At 44.5% G+C, this 17,697-nt stretch carries 17 protein-coding genes; 3 read left to right on the plus strand and 14 right to left on the minus strand.

Annotation, left to right across the window (positions count from 1 at the left end):
• Nucleotides 1-16: 16 nt before the first annotated feature.
• The 8 genes from ACPUEK_RS12160 to dinG form a co-directional block, all read right to left on the minus strand.
• Nucleotides 17-817, minus strand: a complete 801-nt coding sequence (locus ACPUEK_RS12160; RefSeq protein ID WP_425640922.1) for a DUF4892 domain-containing protein — start codon at nt 815-817, stop codon at nt 17-19.
• Nucleotides 818-844: 27 nt separating this feature from the next.
• Entirely contained in the window at nt 845-1,705 is an 861-nt protein-coding gene (locus ACPUEK_RS12165) for an alpha/beta hydrolase (protein ID WP_425640923.1), read from the minus strand.
• Between the two features lie 15 nt (nt 1,706-1,720).
• On the minus strand, nt 1,721-2,200 hold the full coding sequence (gene sixA / locus ACPUEK_RS12170) for a phosphohistidine phosphatase SixA (RefSeq protein ID WP_425640924.1): 480 nt from the start codon (nt 2,198-2,200) through the stop codon (nt 1,721-1,723).
• Nucleotides 2,190-2,471 carry a DUF4389 domain-containing protein gene (locus ACPUEK_RS12175; RefSeq protein ID WP_067219885.1) on the minus strand — a complete coding sequence of 94 codons (282 nt, stop codon included), beginning with the start codon at nt 2,469-2,471 and terminating at the stop codon, nt 2,190-2,192. Before ACPUEK_RS12175 ends, sixA begins: the two co-directional genes overlap by 11 nt.
• Nucleotides 2,464-3,495, minus strand: a complete 1,032-nt coding sequence (locus tag ACPUEK_RS12180) for an NAD(P)H-dependent glycerol-3-phosphate dehydrogenase (protein ID WP_067219881.1) — start codon at nt 3,493-3,495, stop codon at nt 2,464-2,466. Before ACPUEK_RS12180 ends, ACPUEK_RS12175 begins: the two co-directional genes overlap by 8 nt.
• Before the next feature lie 21 nt (nt 3,496-3,516).
• Nucleotides 3,517-4,935 carry a protein adenylyltransferase SelO gene (locus tag ACPUEK_RS12185; RefSeq protein WP_425640925.1) on the minus strand — a complete coding sequence of 473 codons (1,419 nt, stop codon included), beginning with the start codon at nt 4,933-4,935 and terminating at the stop codon, nt 3,517-3,519.
• Nucleotides 4,936-4,944: 9 nt separating this feature from the next.
• A complete protein-coding gene (locus ACPUEK_RS12190) occupies nt 4,945-6,273 on the minus strand; it encodes a DEAD/DEAH box helicase (protein ID WP_067038058.1) in 1,329 nt (442 codons plus the stop codon).
• Between the two features lie 88 nt (nt 6,274-6,361).
• A complete protein-coding gene (dinG, locus tag ACPUEK_RS12195; protein ID WP_425640926.1) occupies nt 6,362-8,485 on the minus strand; it encodes an ATP-dependent DNA helicase DinG in 2,124 nt (707 codons plus the stop codon).
• Nucleotides 8,486-8,555: 70 nt separating this feature from the next.
• Here dinG and lexA point away from each other — a divergent pair, with 70 nt between their 5' ends.
• A complete protein-coding gene (gene lexA, locus ACPUEK_RS12200; protein WP_067038054.1) occupies nt 8,556-9,179 on the plus strand; it encodes a transcriptional repressor LexA in 624 nt (207 codons plus the stop codon).
• 77 nt (nt 9,180-9,256) lie between these two features.
• Here the strand turns inward: lexA and ACPUEK_RS12205 are convergent, their stop codons facing one another.
• The 3 genes from ACPUEK_RS12205 to topA are packed head-to-tail and all read right to left on the minus strand — an operon-like array spanning nt 9,257 to nt 12,629.
• A complete protein-coding gene (locus tag ACPUEK_RS12205; RefSeq protein ID WP_231872599.1) occupies nt 9,257-9,526 on the minus strand; it encodes a hypothetical protein in 270 nt (89 codons plus the stop codon).
• Nucleotides 9,526-10,002: a DUF6586 family protein gene (locus ACPUEK_RS12210; protein WP_425640927.1), complete on the minus strand. Its 477-nt coding sequence runs from the start codon at nt 10,000-10,002 to the stop codon at nt 9,526-9,528. Before ACPUEK_RS12210 ends, ACPUEK_RS12205 begins: the two co-directional genes overlap by 1 nt.
• Entirely contained in the window at nt 9,999-12,629 is a 2,631-nt protein-coding gene (gene topA, locus ACPUEK_RS12215; protein WP_425640928.1) for a type I DNA topoisomerase, read from the minus strand. Before topA ends, ACPUEK_RS12210 begins: the two co-directional genes overlap by 4 nt.
• A 179-nt stretch (nt 12,630-12,808) precedes the next feature.
• Here topA and ACPUEK_RS12220 point away from each other — a divergent pair, with 179 nt between their 5' ends.
• The gene (locus ACPUEK_RS12220) at nt 12,809-13,588 is read left to right on the plus strand and encodes a DNA topoisomerase I (RefSeq protein ID WP_067038048.1); all 780 of its coding nucleotides are present in this window, start codon (nt 12,809-12,811) and stop codon (nt 13,586-13,588) included.
• Here ACPUEK_RS12220 and ACPUEK_RS12225 read toward each other — a convergent pair.
• Entirely contained in the window at nt 13,563-14,039 is a 477-nt protein-coding gene (locus ACPUEK_RS12225) for a hypothetical protein (protein ID WP_425640929.1), read from the minus strand. The genes ACPUEK_RS12220 and ACPUEK_RS12225 overlap by 26 nt on opposite strands.
• Before the next feature lie 54 nt (nt 14,040-14,093).
• Between ACPUEK_RS12225 and ACPUEK_RS12230 the strand changes: the two genes are divergently transcribed.
• On the plus strand, nt 14,094-14,531 hold the full coding sequence (locus ACPUEK_RS12230) for a universal stress protein (RefSeq protein ID WP_067038044.1): 438 nt from the start codon (nt 14,094-14,096) through the stop codon (nt 14,529-14,531).
• 72 nt (nt 14,532-14,603) lie between these two features.
• Here the strand turns inward: ACPUEK_RS12230 and cysS are convergent, their stop codons facing one another.
• Nucleotides 14,604-15,986 carry a cysteine--tRNA ligase gene (gene cysS / locus ACPUEK_RS12235; protein ID WP_425640930.1) on the minus strand — a complete coding sequence of 461 codons (1,383 nt, stop codon included), beginning with the start codon at nt 15,984-15,986 and terminating at the stop codon, nt 14,604-14,606.
• 7 nt (nt 15,987-15,993) lie between these two features.
• Nucleotides 15,994-17,664: a glutamine--tRNA ligase/YqeY domain fusion protein gene (locus ACPUEK_RS12240; protein WP_425640931.1), complete on the minus strand. Its 1,671-nt coding sequence runs from the start codon at nt 17,662-17,664 to the stop codon at nt 15,994-15,996.
• Between the last annotated feature and the right edge of the window lie 33 nt (nt 17,665-17,697).

Below are 17,697 nucleotides of genomic sequence, written 5' to 3' on the forward strand. Positions count from 1 at the left end.
ATGTACGCTTTCCTAGCTAGTTGGAATCACGCACAAAAATAACACGATGTGACCCGTAAGTGGAGTCACCCATGTTGGCTAAATTAATAAACCGGATACTGGATAGTTCACTAGAGTTTAAGGTGCGCCGAATTTCTTCAATGTAAGCATCACCTACGCGAATCGCACTACGATTGTCCGCTTCACTGGTCACAAACGCGACCAGGCCATCTAATGTCTCTAAATCAGATAAAAAGCGGCGAATTCGAGGAACATCTGTCGCGTTAAGTTGAGCCAGAATATTAATCCCCAGATCGTTGCCGCTTGGAACAACTTCATCAATTCGAACCATGATGTCGCCTGCACCTCGGCGGTTTAGATACACCACCCAATAGTGCATGCTTTGGTCTCTAAGTACCCAAAGTGACTGACTGGAATCGGATCCGTACAACAGATAATCGTTAAAGAAATTATTTGCCCACGCATTAGAGCTGCCGCAAGATCGACTTTGACAAGTGAACAGCATTTCGACGTCAGATAAATTCTGGATGGCCTCTTGATAAAATTGTTCTACGGTTTCCATTGGTACATTGCGCCCAATTTTATACAAGGTTTGAACAGCTGTACCTTCTACTAATTCGATCTTTTCAGGCTCCCAACCTCTTCCAGAGCGATAGATTTTTGCTAAAGGTATTTCAATGTAGCTCTTTTCTACCGGTTTGCTTTTGACGATGTTCGCCCCTCGATAAACAGGGATTTCTGTGTCCTGCGCAAACAATACCGTACTGGCACTGGTTAATAGCAAGGAAGACATCATTGCCCCAATAACTCGAAACATAACCACTACTCCTTAGATTGTAATAATCTAATTTTGGTCGATAAATCGATGAATTTCCTGAGCGACGCAAACCGACGTTGAAGGTTCCAAATGGAAATGGTGGTTGCCTTCTAATCGTTTAAGTTTAATCCAAGGAAATGCTTTTGCTCGTTTTTCTACCAGTTCTTGTTGTCGTGCAAAGATCCCTTGATTGGCAACAAGGGCTAAAGTTGGGCATTTTATTGCCTGAATGTAAGCTTCAACTGAAGCTTCATCCATACGAAAGGGGGATGGGAAGGACAGCTTATGATCTGTTCGCCATTTCCACTCACCATTTTCAAAGGTAGCACCGCGCTCAACAAGTGGCTTAGCGGCTTCATAGGAAAGTTCAGTAAATCCATGCATCCGAGCATGAACAAGAGCTTCTTTTGATTGGTAACGAGACGATCTAATCGTTCTCTTCTTAAGCATTTTTTGCATTGAGCGCTGCATTGTCGTTACACGTTGATCTGGAGTCGCCGTTGCTGGGCCCATGCTATCCAATATAACAAGACCACGGACTTTGTCTGGCACCATCGCTGCTACCAACATGGCGACTGCTCCTCCCATGCTGTGTCCAAGAAGCCAAACGTTTTGAGTCGACGTTTTAAGCACCGCAATGACATCTAGCACATAGTCCCATAAATGATAAAAGCAGCCATCAGGACGATGTTGAGACTTCCCGTGTCCGGCTAAATCTAATGCGGTGATACTAAAATTAGAAAGTTCAGGCGCTAAAGTTGCGAATGACGCCGCATTATCCAGCCAGCCGTGTAACATCACGATATGCGTAGCATCTGGGTTAACAGAGAGCCATTGGGTTGCTGTAATGGTTGTATGGCCAAGCTGGAATACTGTGTCGTTGGACATTGTAACGTTGCTTATTTAGTAATTAGGTGAAATTGCCCATCTAAATTGACAGCATGCCGTAGCAAATAGTTCCCCTTCTAAAGACGCCATTGTCGCTGTCGTCATTTGAAAACTGTATGGCAAAGGCGCATCAGCAAGCATTTCAACTAATTCAAATGCAAAGGGTTGATGGGTCACTAACAGGATGGACTCATAAGGAAGGTCATGCAGCCAAAGCGCTACATCAAGTTCTTTACCACTGGGGGTAATTGAGTCTAGGGTTTCAGGAGTAGCTTGAGACCCTGATACTCTTAAAAATTCGTTTGCGGTTTGTTGAGCCCGTAGATACGGGCTCACAAACACAGCATCAAGTTTTTCACCAAGGACTGAGAATTGTTGAGCAGTGCTGCGCACTTCTTCAATCCCTTGCTTGGTTAACGCACGCTGAGCATCTTGCTCAAAGCAATAAGGCTCAGCGTTACCATGACGCAATATATAGAGACGCTTAGTCTTCACGGCTATCTTTTTCAGGCCAAGACTGGAACGGGAAAGGTTTCTCTTCTTTCGAGAACGACAAGAAAGAAATAGTTTGCTTAATAAATACACCCGTTGAAGATAACCAGTAGTTCAACGAAGTAAGTTCCGTTTTAGAGCCAAAGCGAACCAGTGTTGTAATGATCACAAGGAAGCCAAACACAGTTAATGCAATGTTTAGAAGCCCCCAATAAATCAGCATAAACAACATTCTGATCCAAAAGTCTTGATTAGCGTAACCAGGTTTATTCATTTCTATTTACTCCAGCTGTCGCGAACTCAACATCCCATTTTTGTTCACCTGTCATCAGGGTTCCAATCAAGGAGTCTAAACTCGCATTGTCAAAAATCAATTTGTACAACCCCGACGCGAGTGGCATGTAAAGACCGTGTTTATCAGCCTCTTCTACAACCATGCGCAAAGTATTCACACCTTCTGCCACCTCACCGATCGCTCCGATTGCTTTTTCTAGCTCTTCTCCAGAGCCCAGTGCAAAACCGACCCGATAGTTGCGGCTTAAAGGCGACGTACAGGTAGCGATCAAATCCCCCATGCCAGCTAAACCAAGAAATGTCATTGGATTTGCTCCGAAGTGCACAGCGAAGCGGCTCATTTCAGCCAAACTTCGAGTCATAATCATGGCCATGGTGTTTTCACCGACCTTTTTAGCTTTTGCTAAACCACAGACAATTGCGTAGATATTTTTCAAAGCGCCCGCCAGTTCTACGCCTTTACTGTCATGGTTTTCGTAAACTCGAAACGTGCGAGATTTCAATAATTCGATCACGGTTTCACGCAAGTCATCGTCTTCACTGGCAATGACTGACCCCGTCAGCTGACCAGCAGCAATTTCCTTCGCCAAGTTTGGTCCACTGAGAACCCCAATTCGATCCGAAATACCATTGCGACGTAAAATGTCGCTCATCAGCTCAAATCGACTTGGGTTAAAACCCTTCGTGGTGCTGATTAGAATTTTTTCTGGTGTCAGCAACGGCTTAATGCGTTCAACAACCTGTTCGAAGGACTTTGATGGAATGGATACAAAAATGGTATCACTCGCACGAATCGCTTCTTCTAGGTTATTAGTCGCTAAAAGCTCACGATGCAAAGGTGCGTTAGGTAGATAACGACTGTTCAAACCTGTCAGGTTGATTTCCTCGACCTGCTCTTCGTTTCGCATCCACTGGCTAACCTGATGACCATTGTTGGCCATGATATTCGCCAAAGCGGTGCCAAAACTTCCGCCACCTAAAACACAAACCGATTGTTTATCCATGGTTACACTAATACCTTATCGTTATGAAGAGCAGCTTACTTCTAGGTGACGAGCCCAATCAGGGGCTCGCATCGCCAAAGCATTACTTTCTTCATGCTCTTCAAATGGACTGTTGAGTACGTTAAGCAACTGTCTAAACGGCAAGTAATTACCCGATTCTGCTGCTTCAATAACTTCATGCGCAAGGTAATTTCTTAGAACAAATTTTGGATTCACTTTTTGCATCTGTTGACTGACGGCCTGTTGATCTCGTCCGTCATTTCTAATTGACCAATAGTAATCCAACCAATCTGCCATTGCTTTTCTATCTACGACTTCATCCATGAGTAATTCCGGCTGATCTGTATCGACCTGACTCAACAAACGAAAGAAAATCGTGAAATCAAAATGCTCTTTTCTGAGCACAACAAACAACTTTTCCAGCATAGGTTCTAACTCAGAAGTACTTGCTATGCCTAACTTTGCCATCATTAGTTCATCATAATGGGTTTGCAGTGTAGGCTCATAATGTTTTAGCACTTCAATCAATTCATCACGTGAGAAATGTTTTGAGAAAGCAAACATCAAACAATTCAGGTTCCAAAGACCAATGCCCGGTTGTCGGTAATAGGCATATCGTCCTTCATGATCAGAGTGATTACATACCCACTTATCATCGAAGTTTTCCATGAAGCCGAATGGGCCGTAGTCGATGGTTTCACCCAGAATTGAAAAGTTGTCTGTATTCATCACACCATGTTGAAAGCCGACTGACTGCCATTTTGCGATCATGCGAGCTGTTCTTTGAACAACCTCGATTAACATAGCTTTTAGCGGTTCTGGTTTGTCTTTGTGATGTGAGAAATAAGTGTCGAGTGTGAAATCGATGAGCTCTTGCAGTTGGTCATACATTTTATGCGCGAAAAAGTACTCAAAGTGACCAAATCGAACATGTGATTGCGCAGTACGGATTAATAAAGCGCCCGACTCAGGGCGCTCTCGATAAACCGCTTGCTTGCTATCGTACAGTGCTAGTGCTCTAGAGGTCGGGATGCCTAGAGCATGCATCGCTTCGCTTGAGAGGTATTCTCGAATGCTGGAGCGCAGCACAGCTCTTCCATCACCTTGACGACTAAAGGGGGTTTGCCCTGCACCTTTAACATGAAGATCATGTAATACACCATGCTGATCTTTTACCTCACCGAGCAAAACACCTCGGCCATCACCTAGTCGAGGACTGAAACCTCCAAACTGGTGGCCAGCATACACCATACTAAGGGACTCATCGATTGGCTCTTGACCACTTAAGATCTTTTGAACCTTTTCATCCGAAAAGTCGATACCTAATTCGCTTGCTAGAGTTTTGTTATACTCTACCAATCGCTGCTCAGCTAAGGGTTGAATACGGGTATGAGCACAAAACTCATTGCCCAGCTGAGCAAAATGATGGTGTAGCTTCATGAACCCTCTTTAGTCTTGGTCGCGCATGTATTCACAACGGATAGAGGCGCCGATTGTCGCTTCAATTTCAGGAATCATGAACGAATCATCTTCCGTTGCAAAGCTGACGGATTTACCCATTTCGCCACCTCGGCCTGTACGACCAATACGGTGAACATAGTCTTCAGGATCATCTGGCAACGTGTAGTTAACCACGAGCTCGATGTTGTCAACATGAATACCACGGCCGGCGACATCGGTCGCAACAAGGACTTGAAGACTACCGTCTTTGAACTTCTCAAGCGTTTTAACTCGTTTTTCTTGAGACACTTCTCCCGATAACATCGCGCAGTTAATGTTCGCTTTTTTTAGCTTTTCATTAAGTTCACGTGTTTCGTCACGGCGGTTAGCAAAAATAATGGTACGTTGGTTGCCATTATCTTCGATCAACTTTTTAAGGATAGGCCATTTTTGACCAGCCGAAACCGTATAAATCACCTGATCGATATTCTTGTTCGTCGTCTCTTTCGGTACAACTGATACGTCTTGCGGATGATACGTCCACTGTCGCGCCAGTGCTTGAACATCTTTTGGGAACGTAGCACTGAACAGCATGGTCTGACGACGCTCTTTATGAGGGGTCATACGAATGATACTTTTAACGTCTGGGATAAAGCCCATAGATAGCATTCGATCTGCTTCATCCAGCACGACGCATTCTACTTTGTTGAGCATCACTTTCTTGTTGCGCGCGAAGTCGAGCAAACGACCAGGTGTTGCAACAACTAGATCAACATGCAGAGATTCAAGTTGTTTACGTTGTTTGTCGTAATCCATGCCGCCGACTAGAGACACAACATTTAAGTTTGTAAACTTAGTGAGCTTCTCTGCCTCATCAGCAATTTGAAGAGCCAATTCACGTGTCGGCGCAATGATTAGACCACGTGGAAAATGGTTTTGGCGTTCTTGCTTTTCAGGGTAATCCAAAAAGTCACTGATCATAGCAATCAGAAAGGCGGCAGTTTTACCTGTGCCAGTTTGAGCTTGGCCGATCAGGTCATAACCTTGTAATGTAGCGGGTAGCGTTGCTGCTTGAATTTCGCTGCAGTATTCAAAGCCCATGGTTTGAATTGCGCGAAGTACGCGATCTGGAAGATTTAGATCGTGGAAACGAGTTTTGCCTTCTACTTCTGGAACGTTAAAGTCATCAATAGACCAAAGCACATTAGTTTCCTTTTCAGCAGCCGGAGCGTTAGCTCCCGTGGCGTTAGCACTGCTTTTGTTGTGTTTACGACGGGGTCTGCGCTGGCGCTTTGGCCCTTTAGAGGCTGGGCGCGCGGCTTCTTGCTGTTTTTCCATGTGAGAGTCTTTAATCTCTTTTAAATGAATGTTTGTTAACAGGGCTCCGAGTGTACCTAAATGGCACTCAGTTATCACCTTTAGTTTGTTAAATCTGTTTATAAGGCGGTAAGCTATTGATCAGCTGTGAGCCATAGCGTTTGGTGCGAAGACGCTTATCGAGAATGTGAATTTCGCCACTGTCATTCTCACTACGAAGTAAACGTCCAGTGGCTTGAACAAGGCGCAGAGACGCATCAGGAATCGTTATTTCCATAAAAGGGTTACCTCCACGCCTTTGAATCCACTCCGCCAAAGTCGCTTCAACCGGATCGTCTGGCACCGCAAATGGAATTTTAGCAATGTATACGCGCGTGAGATAGTCACCAGGTAAATCGACACCTTCTGCAAAACTGGCCAAGCCAAATAACAAACTGCCTTTTTTAGCGTCAATCGCCTCTTTGTGGGTTTCTAAAATAATGCGTTTTGACTGCTCGCCTTGTATCAACAAAATATCTTTAAGTGTGTCTTTTAAGCCTGCGGCGACTTCTTCCATTTGACGACGTGATGAAAATAGAACCAATGAACCTAACAATGGATCTACTTTGTCATTCAAATATCGAATCAGTTCTTTACTGTGTGCATCGGCTTGATTCGGTTCAACCTCCATGTCCGGCACAATAAGGGTGCCTTTATTGGCGAAATCAAATGGGCTGATAACACGAAGGTATTCACTTTCTCTGGGCACGCCAGAGCGCATATTAAAGCGGTGAAATTCGTTTAATGCCGTCAATGTGGCGGAGGTGACGACTGCACCAAAGCATTTGTCCCACAGCTGCATACGCAGCGTATGAGCTGCCAAAATAGGTGAACCACCCAATTCAATGTCTTGATCCATGCCCTGACCCACGACAAGCAACCAGCGGGCATTAGGTGGGTATTGTTGGTCATCCAGCGCTGAATAAAGCTTCCACAGTTCGGTGCAGGTTTCTAGGCGCCCTAAAATGACACCTAAGATAGGCAGCCAGCTTTCTGCGGTATCTTCTTTAATGCCCATCCCTTCATTCTGCTTCACTTTTTTACATTCATCCTGAATGTTTTCAATCTGCTTAAACAGCTTTTGATAAGACATAGCCAAACTGTACGCCAGTTGACGTAGTTCATCTGGAATGACACCAAATTCAAAACGATGCTGACGAGAATCTTGATCTAAGCCTAACTCTTGAATAAATGGAGCCAGTCCCTGCTGAACGTATTGAATAAAGTTAATAGTGCTTTGGATCTGCTGTGGTATTTTTAATAAGATCTGACCCGTTAAACTTACCTCATTGGTTAGCTCTTGACGTAAGTTGATCAAGTTTTTATCTAACTGTTTTAGCCAGCTAATGCTCTGCTGTAATCTAACTTCATGGCGAAAGTGGCTGATGGCTTTGTCTGGTAGGTGATGACCTTCGTCGAATACATATATGGTTTCTTTGGGATCAGACAATATAGCACCGCCGCCCAACGATAAATCTGCTAGGACCAAATCATGATTGGCAACGATCACATCGGCGGTTTCTAACTCTGCGCGGGCTTTAAAAAATGGACAGACTGAAAAGTTAGCACAGTTACGATTTGTACACTGTTGGTGATCAGTGGTGAGTCGACGCCAATCTTGTTCACGGATGATGCCTTCCCAGTTGTCTTTATCGCCGTCCCATTTGCCACTTTCTAATGCTTCATCCATTTCTTGATAAAGCGCTGTATTGATGTCGTCGGCAGCAAGGTGCTGTTCGAATAATCCAGCAAACATATCATCCGTGGCTTGTTCTTCAGCACCTAAAAAACCTTCCAAGTTATTCAGACACATATAACGCCCACGACCTTTCGCCAAGGTATAGCGAAAACTGTAATCGGTTAGCTCTAGTAGACTAGGAAGCTCTTTATGAAGAATTTGTTCTTGTAGAGCCACTGTAGCCGTGGAAATCACCAGCTTGACGCCTTTCTCTTTAGCAATCGGAATAGCAGACAAGCAGTACGATAGGGTTTTGCCCGTACCGGTCCCCGCCTCTACCACAGCAACGTGCTTTTCACCTAGGCGTTCGCCTTCTGCGCCTTGTTTAATGGCACCAAGGGTCCGCGCAATGGTAGCGATCATTTGTCGCTGCCCAACACGTGCTTTATGGCCTTTTGCTTCAAGGTAAGCGCGGTAAGCCGTTTGAATATTTTGTTTAATTGAGTCTGAAAGCATTGAATTTAGTTGAGCAATTAATTGATAGCTGTATATAATAACAGTAACTGTATAAACAAACAGATGCCATATGATTAAATTAACGAAAAGACAGTCTGATGTACTAGAGACTATACGCGAATTCATTATCGAAACGGGGTTTCCACCGACTCGTGCCGAGATTGCTGCGCGCCTAGGCTTTAGATCCCCAAACGCTGCAGAAGAACACTTAAAGGCTCTGTGCAAGAAAGGCGCTATTGAAATGCTTTCTGGTGCATCGCGAGGCATTCGTCTTGTCGATCCTGAACCTGTCAGTGCAAACGATGAAAATGGAACATTGCCCATCATTGGTCGAGTAGCAGCAGGTTACCCTATTTTAGCGCAAGAAAACATCGATTCACGTATCAGTGTTGCGCCGGAAATGTTCACCCCTAAAGCTGATTATCTATTATCGGTTAACGGTATGAGTATGAAAAATGCCGGCATTATGGATGGTGACTTATTAGCCGTTCATAAAACACATACGGTTCGTAATGGACAAATCGTTGTTGCGCGCATTGGTGACGAAGTAACAGTAAAGCGTTTCGAGCAAAAAGGTCGTGAAGTTCGACTGATTCCAGAAAACGAAGAGTTCAGTGACATCATCGTTGATCTTGAAAGCGAAGATTTCGCTATTGAAGGCTTATCGGTTGGTGTTATTCGACGTGGGTTGTAAAACTTGAGAACCCCATCATGGCTGCTTTAAGTGTTTTACTTATAGCGGCCATGAATTTTAACCCTTAACTTTAATTATCAGTGCAATATCCGAGGCATGAATTCTTCATCATACACATCGGAATCAGAGCCATCTAAACCATCGAAGTCATCTGAATAAACAAAATCTATGCCCGCATGGAACATACATTTAGCCAATTCAAAATAACGATCCTTCAAAAAGTCTTTCGTGTCATCAGAAATGGTCAGTGTGGCAATCGGTGTTTTATCGTCGTCTTCCCCTGCTGGGCGCAAGACAATCTCGCCATTTTCTAATTCTACTATTTCTAAATACGTATCTTTCATCATTAATATTCTGCGGCGTCTTCACGAAAACGTAAGACGAGCTCAGTTAAAGAGCTTAAGATGTGTTTGGTTGAGCTACCAGCATCAGAACCTCGACCGATCAGCTCAACATTACCCGCTGCGGAGTATGCCTGATTTGCAGCACGACACTCAAGTGCTGCATCAAATGTATCTAGCAATTGAGACAACCAAGACTGCCTAGATGATTTAAGTTGCATTAACTCTAACAGCACTGGGATAGCAATCCCTCTTTCTTCGCTGGCACGAACCATGACGTCAATATCAACTTGGCAGGAAAGATTATAAGAAGCCATCACCTCTTGAAGTAAACCATTCAAACCACTGCGTAGCTGGAACACTGCAGAAGATTCATAGCTGTTCATGAGCCATTCGCCTTCTTCCTGCTGGCTTTGAACCAGCAGGCGACGCGCCGCATCTAAGCGTTGATTAGTGCTACTTGCCAAACTAGATGACATCATTTTTTCTTTTTACCGTGATCAATTTTCCACTTACCACCTTCGTAGAAGGCTTTCCAGCCTGTAGGCTTGCCTTCTATTTCAGTCATAATGTATTGCTCTTTCGTTTTACGACTGAAGCGAATAACGGTTGGGTTACCCTCTTCATCTTGCAATGGAGCACTGTCAAAGTAATGATATTTTGGATCAATTTGATCCATGTAAGGTTTTAGCTCTTTTACTAATGGCGGACGCGTTTCACGCTTGCGTGGGAATTGGCTGGCCGCAAGGAAAAGCCCCGTTGCACCGTCACGTAGAACATAATGATCTTCCACCTTTTGACATGCTAAGTCAGGCATCGGAACAGGGTCCATCTTTGGCGGCGCGGCTTCGCCATTTTTCAATAGCTTACGTGTGTTCTTACATTCTTCATTAGTACAGCCAAAGTATTTACCAAAACGACCAGTTTTTAGCTGCATTTCAGAAGAACATTTATCGCATTCAAGTGTAGGGCCATCGTAGCCTTTGAGCTTGAATGTCCCCTTTTCGACTTCAAAACCTGGACAAGAAGGGTTGTTACCACAAACGTGTAATTTGCGGTGTTCATCGACCAAGTAACTGTCCATCGCTGATCCACAAATGTCACAACGACGCTTGTTAATCAGGGCTTTAGATTCGCCTTCTTCGTCATCGACCGCAACCGCTTCATCACCACTTACTAAGTTGATGGTTGCTTTACAGCGCTCTTTTGGCGGCAATACGTAACCAGAGCAGGACAAGAATACACCGGTGCTAGCAGTTCGAATCTGCATAGGTCGTTCACACGTTGGACATGGGATATCCGTTGGCGTTGGCTCATTTGGTGCCATACCGCCGTCAACCGCTTCGGCTTTATTTAGGGTTTTGCTAAAATCAGCATAAAAGCTATTCAGTACTTTTATCCAATCTTTTTCGCCCTCTGCGATATCATCAAGCTTTTCTTCCATTTGCGCAGTAAAGCTGAAATCCATGAGGTCATCAAAGCTTGCTACCAGTCGATCGGTAACGATGTCACCCATTTTTTCTGCGTAGAAACGGCGGTTTTCAACACGCACGTAACCACGGTCTTGAATGGTTGAAATAATTGACGCGTACGTTGATGGACGACCAATACCACGTTTTTCCAACTCTTTTACTAAGCTGGCTTCACTGTAGCGTGCCGAAGGTTTGGTGAAATGTTGCTCAGGGTCTAAGTTAATCAATGTTAACTGCTCACCTTGCTTCACATCTGGCAAAATAGTGTCTTCGACTTTTTTACCTACCGGTGTAATAACACGAGTATAACCATCAAAGCGTAAGATTCGGCCTTTTGCTCGTAGTTCGTATTCGTCTGCAATCACAGTAATGGTAGTAGAGGTATATTCTGCGGGCGTCATTTGACATGCAATAAACTGATTGCGGATCAGATCATAAAGACGGTGTGCATCCTTATCCATGCCTTGCAGCATATCTTGGGTTACATCCACACTAGAAGGACGAATCGCCTCATGGGCTTCTTGAGCGCCTTCTTTGCTCGAATAACGTAATGCTTCCGGTGGCAAGTAAGCGTCGCCAAATTTACTTTGAATGTACTCACGAGCAGCTTCAACGGCCTCAGCGCTTAGATTGGTCGAGTCTGTACGCATGTAGGTGATATAACCACCCTCATACAAACGCTGCGCAAGCATCATTGTTTTCTTAACGCCAAAACTCAAGCGAGTGCTCGCGGCTTGCTGCAATGTTGATGTGATAAAAGGTGCCGACGGCTTAGAGCGAGTCGGTTTATCTTCACGACTGACAACATTGAACGCTGCGTTTTCTAGACGTTTAACGTGTTCGTCTGACTGTTCTTGAGAAGTCGGACGATATTCTTTGCCTTGATGTTTCACTGTGACAAAAGGAATGTTGGCTTTATCTTGAGTCGCTAAATTAGCGTCAAGTTCCCAGAACTCTTCTGGGATAAAAGCACGAATTTCTTTTTCACGTTCAACAATCAATCGCACTGCAACCGACTGAACTCGGCCAGCGGACAATCCACGAGCTACTTTTGCCCAAAGTAACGGTGACACCATAAACCCTACAACGCGGTCGAGGAAGCGGCGCGCTTGTTGAGCATTAACGCGATTCATGTCTAGTTCTGATGGTGTCTCAAAAGCCGATGTAATGGCATTTTTTGTGATTTCATTGAAGACAACCCGTTTATAACGATTATCATCACCACCAATGGCTTCACGTAAATGCCATGCAATGGCCTCACCTTCTCTATCCAAATCGGTTGCGAGATAGATGGTGTCAGCATTTTTAGCTAGTCGGCGTAGTTCTTCAACAACCTTTTCTTTACCGGGTAAAATCTCGTATTGTGCAGCCCAGTTATGTTCAGGGTCCACGCCCATACGGTTAATCAGCTGTTTACGTGCTTTTGTGCGTTTGTGTTCCGCTTTCTCTTCCGGGCTCATTTTGCGCGTCAACGCGGCTTGTTTAGCACGTTCCTGCGGTGTAGATGTGGACGTCGTACCAGCCGGGAGATCTCGGATATGACCAACACTCGACTTCACGACGAAGTCGTTGCCGAGATATTTGTTAATTGTTTTTGCCTTAGCTGGCGATTCCACGATAACCAGAGATTTTGCCATTGGGTTGTTCGAGCCTTAATTACTTTTGAAAGATGAACGTGCTTAGAATACCTTAGGGGCGCAGATATTAAGCAAAGCGCTAATATATGACAAGCAATCCCTGAGAGATTCGCAACATTCCTATTGCTGTGTCTAGCATTTGCCCTTTAACATACTGAAATCACTTACAAAGGACAATCATGGCTACGCTTCAGATCCTAACTATAGTCATTCTTTTCATAATCGTGCTGGTTTCAGTGGTCGTTGGCTCGCGTGCTCATCAAAAAGAGCTGGAGTTAAAAGAACGTCGATTAAAACTTCTACAGTTAAAAAACCGCGCTGATCGCATGGAGCAACATATCATCGGATTACGGTCAATTAATACCGATATGATCGTCAGCGATGTTTTTTATGACTTTTATTTAGAAAATTTACGAGAGCTCATCTCATATACGGATGACCCAGAAAAAATAGAACAGCGTATTGCTAAGGCTGAGGCTGAACGGGAAGAAGCCCCAGCACATATGAATGTTGAACCAGATGAAATGAGTTTTCATGAGAAAACAAAATACAAAGAACGGTTAACCAAAGCGGCAAAAATGCTGCTTTATATGCGCCGCAAAGGCCGTATAAGCAATACCCATTACAAGCTCTGCTATGTCTACTTACGCTGGCTGAACCTTTGGATTCAGTTGAATCGCCAAATCGTTCAGGCTAATAAGAACTTTCATTCTGGTGATATGCGCGTTGCGCAAACCCTTTACAGTGTTATTCACTCACACTTAAAGTCCAACAATGTGGATCGACCAGAGAAAAAAGAGTTAGAAAAATTTGTTGATGGACGGATGCAAGAAATCTTGGCTCCGCAAATTATGGCGATTCAAGAAGCAGAAAACCCTGAAGAAGTGCTTTCAGAGCTTGTCCACTCCATTGAGGATCTGTCCGCAGGCGTTGCTAGCGAACCTCTAAAAGACGAGTAATGATGGTGTTAGCATCGTTTACGGTGCTTTCGTCACCCTTTTCTCTCCAGTACAAACTCACGCTGTTAGCCGATATCTCTATCGCCACAAAGACAGCGTGATGCTTTTCCAGTAGATTTGCTATATCTGAATCCAGTGAAAACGGCAAATTGGCGTACCAGCCCTCACAAATTGACTCGTGTTTCCATACCTCATAAGGGTAGATATTGATATCAGAAAAGTCTTTAAGCGGCTTTTCACGATATTTATGATAAGCACAAAGACCACTTTCTTTGACCTTTATCTTATCCCACTTGTCTGGCAGGTTTACACTTGTTAGCTGTACGGTAATATTGTGTTGACGAGCCTGCATGCGTAATGCCATTTTTTCACGCTCACGCCGTGTAGGCATGATCCATAATGCCGATCCCATCAAGGAAAGGGTAATAAATACTACAATTAAAGCTGTCATTGCTTTACTCTTAAAATGTTGAGAATAAATGGAACCCAAAATTGGAGGTATCCCATGCCCTACCAACGCATTATTTTGGCGGTGGACCTAACGGACCAAAGTATCCTTGTTGCCAACAAGGCGGCTGCCATGTGCAAAGCCTTCGACGGCCAGCTCACTATTATTCACGTAATTGAATCCCTTAACTACGCTTACGGCGGTGATGTGCCAATTGACGTAAGTGACATTCAAGAACAACTCCACACTACGGCCACAAGCCGTATGCAGGTACTCGTTGATCAACTAGAGGTCCCTGTTCATTCCACTATTGTTACTCAAGGTGGTATTGAAAGTGAAATTCATCGTGTTGCAGAAGAATCGAGCGCTGACTTAATTGTCGTCGGCAGTCATGGTCGCCACGGGCTAGCTCTGTTACTAGGTTCAACAGCAAATGGCGTATTACACGGTGCGCCGTGTGATGTGCTTGCTGTGCGCGTTAAATCGGAGAGTTAGCGCTAACTGTCTTTTATAACAAGCAAAAAGGGAGGCTCAGCGAGTCTCCCTTTTTTATGGCCTATAAGCTAGTTAGCCACGAGTCCACGTTGTGCCTTCGCGACTATCAAGCAATGTAATACCCTGCTCCAGTAATAGGTCACGGATCTCGTCACCACGAGAAAAGTTTTTGTCTTTACGTGCTTGAGCACGCTCAACAATATAGGCCTCAATGTCTTCAGCTGACAAGCCTTCATTCACGGTGCTGTTTTGCATGAAGTATTCAGGGTCTTGATAAAGCAACCCCAACACCTCAGCAAGCGCTTTTAATTCAGCGGCAAGCGTAGCAGCTGTGTCGCTGCCTTCTGCACGTGCTTTATTGAGCTCTCGGACCAGCTCAAACATAACAGACAGCGCTACAGGCGTATTGAAGTCATCACGCATGGCGTCTTCAAAGCGCTCTGTAAACTCTGTTGCAACAAAGCTTGAGGCAATTTCTTGATCGCGAAGCGCCGTGTATAGACGCTCTAACGCCGTCTTAGCATCTTTCAAGCTAGCATCGGAGTAATCAATGCTACTACGGTACTGGCTAGACACCATCAGGTAACGAACTACTTCTGGATTGAACTTTTCAAGTACTTCACGAATGGTAAAAAAGTTGTCCAAAGATTTAGACATCTTCTCGTTGTTTACGCGTACTGCGCCACAATGCATCCAGTAATTTACGTATTGCTCACCCGTAGCCGCTTCTGACTGAGCGATTTCATTTTCATGATGTGGAAATTTAAGATCTGGACCCCCACCATGAATATCAAAATGCGAACCAAGACAATGTGTCGACATGGCTGAACATTCAATGTGCCAACCAGGGCGACCTTTGCCCCAAGGCGACTCCCAATGAACTTCACCTTCCTTTACCGGTTTCCATAGCACGAAATCCGCAGGGTGCTCTTTAGAAGCTTCTACTTCAATACGAGCGCCAGCAAGCATGTCCTCGATTTTACGGTTATTCAGTTTACCGTAATCAGCGAACTTGCTTGCGCGGTAATACACGTCACCACTTTCACCTTGGTAGGCGTAGCCTTTATCGACCAGCACTTGAATCATGTCGATTATTTGCTGCATGAACTCTGTCGCTTTCGGCTCTTGATCTGGCGCTTTGTTACCCAGCGCTGTTTCGTCTTCCGTTTGTGCAGCAATCATGCGTTCTGTTAACTGGCTTGGTGTTTCATTGTTTTCAGCGGCACGCTTAATGATTTTATCATCAACATCCGTAATGTTGCGTACGTAGGTTAAATCGTAACCCACATGACGCAAGAAGCGTGTGATCACATCAAATGAAATCATTGCTCGAGCATGTCCAATGTGACAATAGTCATAAACCGTAATGCCACACACATACATTTTTACTTTGCCGTCTTCGATCGGTTTGAATTCTTCTTTCTTACCGCTCAAAGTATTAAAAATTTTAAGCATTACAGAATCATCCCTTTGCTTCGATTTTTACCCAAGAATCACGCAACGTAACGGTACGGTTGAATACCATGCCCGTTTCTTTTAGATCACGACAGAAGTAACCTTCACGCTCGAATTGGAAGCCAACACCGGGCTCTGCTTTCGCTAATGATGCTTCAAGTTTCGCATTAGTTGTCACGGTCATAGACTCAGGGTTAATAAAATCTAAGAAGGTCTTGTCTTCGTGTTTTGCATCTGGGGCTTCTTCGTTGAATAAGCGATCATACAAACGCACCGTCGCATCCACCGCATGATTTGCGCTGACCCAGTGAATCACACCTTTTGGCTTGTAACCTTCAGGGTTCACTCCTAACGTGTTTTCATCATAACTGCATAGCAGCTCAACGACGTTACCCTCTTCGTCCTTGATCGCCTCGTCACAGGTGATTACATAACCCCCACGTAAACGAACAGCGGTTCCAAGACTTAAGCGTTTCCACTTGCGAGGCGGTACTTCTTCGAAGTCTGCGGCATCAATAAATAGATTTCTGCTGAAAGGCACTTCGCGCTTACCGGCTTCATCGTTCTTTGGATGATTCGATACTGAGAAGATTTCTTCTTTATCTTCTGGGTAGTTAGTCAACGTCACCTTGATCGGATTTAGTACAGCCATAGCGCGATTAGCGTTCGCATCTAAATCTTCGCGAATCGCATATTCAAGCATGCCAAAATCAACCACACTGTCAGATTTTGTTACACCAATACGTTCACAGAAATTGCGGATAGATGTTGGTGTAAAACCACGGCGACGCATCCCTGAAATCGTCGGCATGCGAGGATCATCCCATGCTTCAACGTGGTTTTCATCAACCAGCTGTTTCAGTTTACGTTTACTTGTAACTGTGTAGTTCAAGTTTAGGCGAGCAAACTCAATCTGTTGCGGGTGGAACGTTTCAAGTGTATCCAGAGTCCAGTCATATAGCGGACGATGGTCTTGGAACTCCAGCGTACAAATTGAGTGAGTAATATTTTCCAGCGCATCGGATAAACAGTGTGTGAAATCGTACATCGGGTAAACACACCATTTATCGCCAGTTTGGTGATGATGTACATGACGTATACGATAGATAATCGGATCACGCATGTTGATGTTTGGGCTTGCCATATCAATTTTAGCGCGCAAGACTTTTTCGCCATCAGCGTATTTGCCGTCACGCATTTCCATAAATAGCGCTAGATTTTCTTCTGGTGAGCGGTCGCGGTAAGGACTGTCTTTTCCAGGCTCTTTCAATGTGCCACGGTATTCACGCATTTGCTCTGCGTTAAGTTCACAGACATACGCTTTACCTGATTTGATAAGATCACAGGCAAAGGCAAAAAGCTGATCGAAGTAATCGGATGCGTATTTAGGCTCATCCGCCCATTCGAAGCCTAGCCACTCAACGTCACGCTTAATCGACTCAATGTATTCAACGCTTTCTTTTTCAGGGTTAGTGTCATCGAAGCGCAAGTTACATTGGCCTTGGTAACGCTCTGCAATACCGAAGTTTAGACAGATAGATTTTGCGTGGCCGATGTGAAGATAACCGTTTGGCTCTGGCGGGAAGCGTGTATGCACTTTGCCACCATGTTTGCCAGCTTCGGTATCTTTATCAATGATTTGGGTGATGAAATTCCCAGGTTTAGACGCTTCTGACATGTTATGTTCGAATCCCAATTGGTGTTCATGTAA

Origin of the sequence: Marinomonas gallaica (assembly GCF_049821165.1) — a bacterium.
In the GTDB taxonomy this organism is placed as follows: domain Bacteria; phylum Pseudomonadota; class Gammaproteobacteria; order Pseudomonadales; family Marinomonadaceae; genus Marinomonas; species Marinomonas gallaica.

Excerpts from the sequence above, each read along its gene's own strand:
- ACPUEK_RS12185 (WP_425640925.1), bottom strand. The coding sequence starts at position 4,935 with ATGAAGCTACACCATCATTTTGCTCAGCTGGGCAATGAGTTTTGTGCT.
- ACPUEK_RS12220 (WP_067038048.1), top strand. The coding sequence starts at position 12,809 with ATGGCTACGCTTCAGATCCTAACTATAGTCATTCTTTTCATAATCGTG.
- ACPUEK_RS12230 (WP_067038044.1), top strand. The coding sequence starts at position 14,094 with ATGCCCTACCAACGCATTATTTTGGCGGTGGACCTAACGGACCAAAGT.
- ACPUEK_RS12225 (WP_425640929.1), bottom strand. The coding sequence starts at position 14,039 with ATGACAGCTTTAATTGTAGTATTTATTACCCTTTCCTTGATGGGATCG.
- cysS (WP_425640930.1), bottom strand. The coding sequence starts at position 15,986 with ATGCTTAAAATTTTTAATACTTTGAGCGGTAAGAAAGAAGAATTCAAA.
- ACPUEK_RS12205 (WP_231872599.1), bottom strand. The coding sequence starts at position 9,526 with ATGATGAAAGATACGTATTTAGAAATAGTAGAATTAGAAAATGGCGAG.
- ACPUEK_RS12165 (WP_425640923.1), bottom strand. The coding sequence starts at position 1,705 with ATGTCCAACGACACAGTATTCCAGCTTGGCCATACAACCATTACAGCA.
- ACPUEK_RS12175 (WP_067219885.1), bottom strand. The coding sequence starts at position 2,471 with ATGAATAAACCTGGTTACGCTAATCAAGACTTTTGGATCAGAATGTTG.
- topA (WP_425640928.1), bottom strand. The coding sequence starts at position 12,629 with ATGGCAAAATCTCTGGTTATCGTGGAATCGCCAGCTAAGGCAAAAACA.
- ACPUEK_RS12210 (WP_425640927.1), bottom strand. The coding sequence starts at position 10,002 with ATGATGTCATCTAGTTTGGCAAGTAGCACTAATCAACGCTTAGATGCG.
- ACPUEK_RS12190 (WP_067038058.1), bottom strand. The coding sequence starts at position 6,273 with ATGGAAAAACAGCAAGAAGCCGCGCGCCCAGCCTCTAAAGGGCCAAAG.
- ACPUEK_RS12180 (WP_067219881.1), bottom strand. The coding sequence starts at position 3,495 with ATGGATAAACAATCGGTTTGTGTTTTAGGTGGCGGAAGTTTTGGCACC.
- ACPUEK_RS12240 (WP_425640931.1), bottom strand. The coding sequence starts at position 17,664 with ATGTCAGAAGCGTCTAAACCTGGGAATTTCATCACCCAAATCATTGAT.
- dinG (WP_425640926.1), bottom strand. The coding sequence starts at position 8,485 with ATGCTTTCAGACTCAATTAAACAAAATATTCAAACGGCTTACCGCGCT.
- ACPUEK_RS12160 (WP_425640922.1), bottom strand. The coding sequence starts at position 817 with ATGTTTCGAGTTATTGGGGCAATGATGTCTTCCTTGCTATTAACCAGT.
- lexA (WP_067038054.1), top strand. The coding sequence starts at position 8,556 with ATGATTAAATTAACGAAAAGACAGTCTGATGTACTAGAGACTATACGC.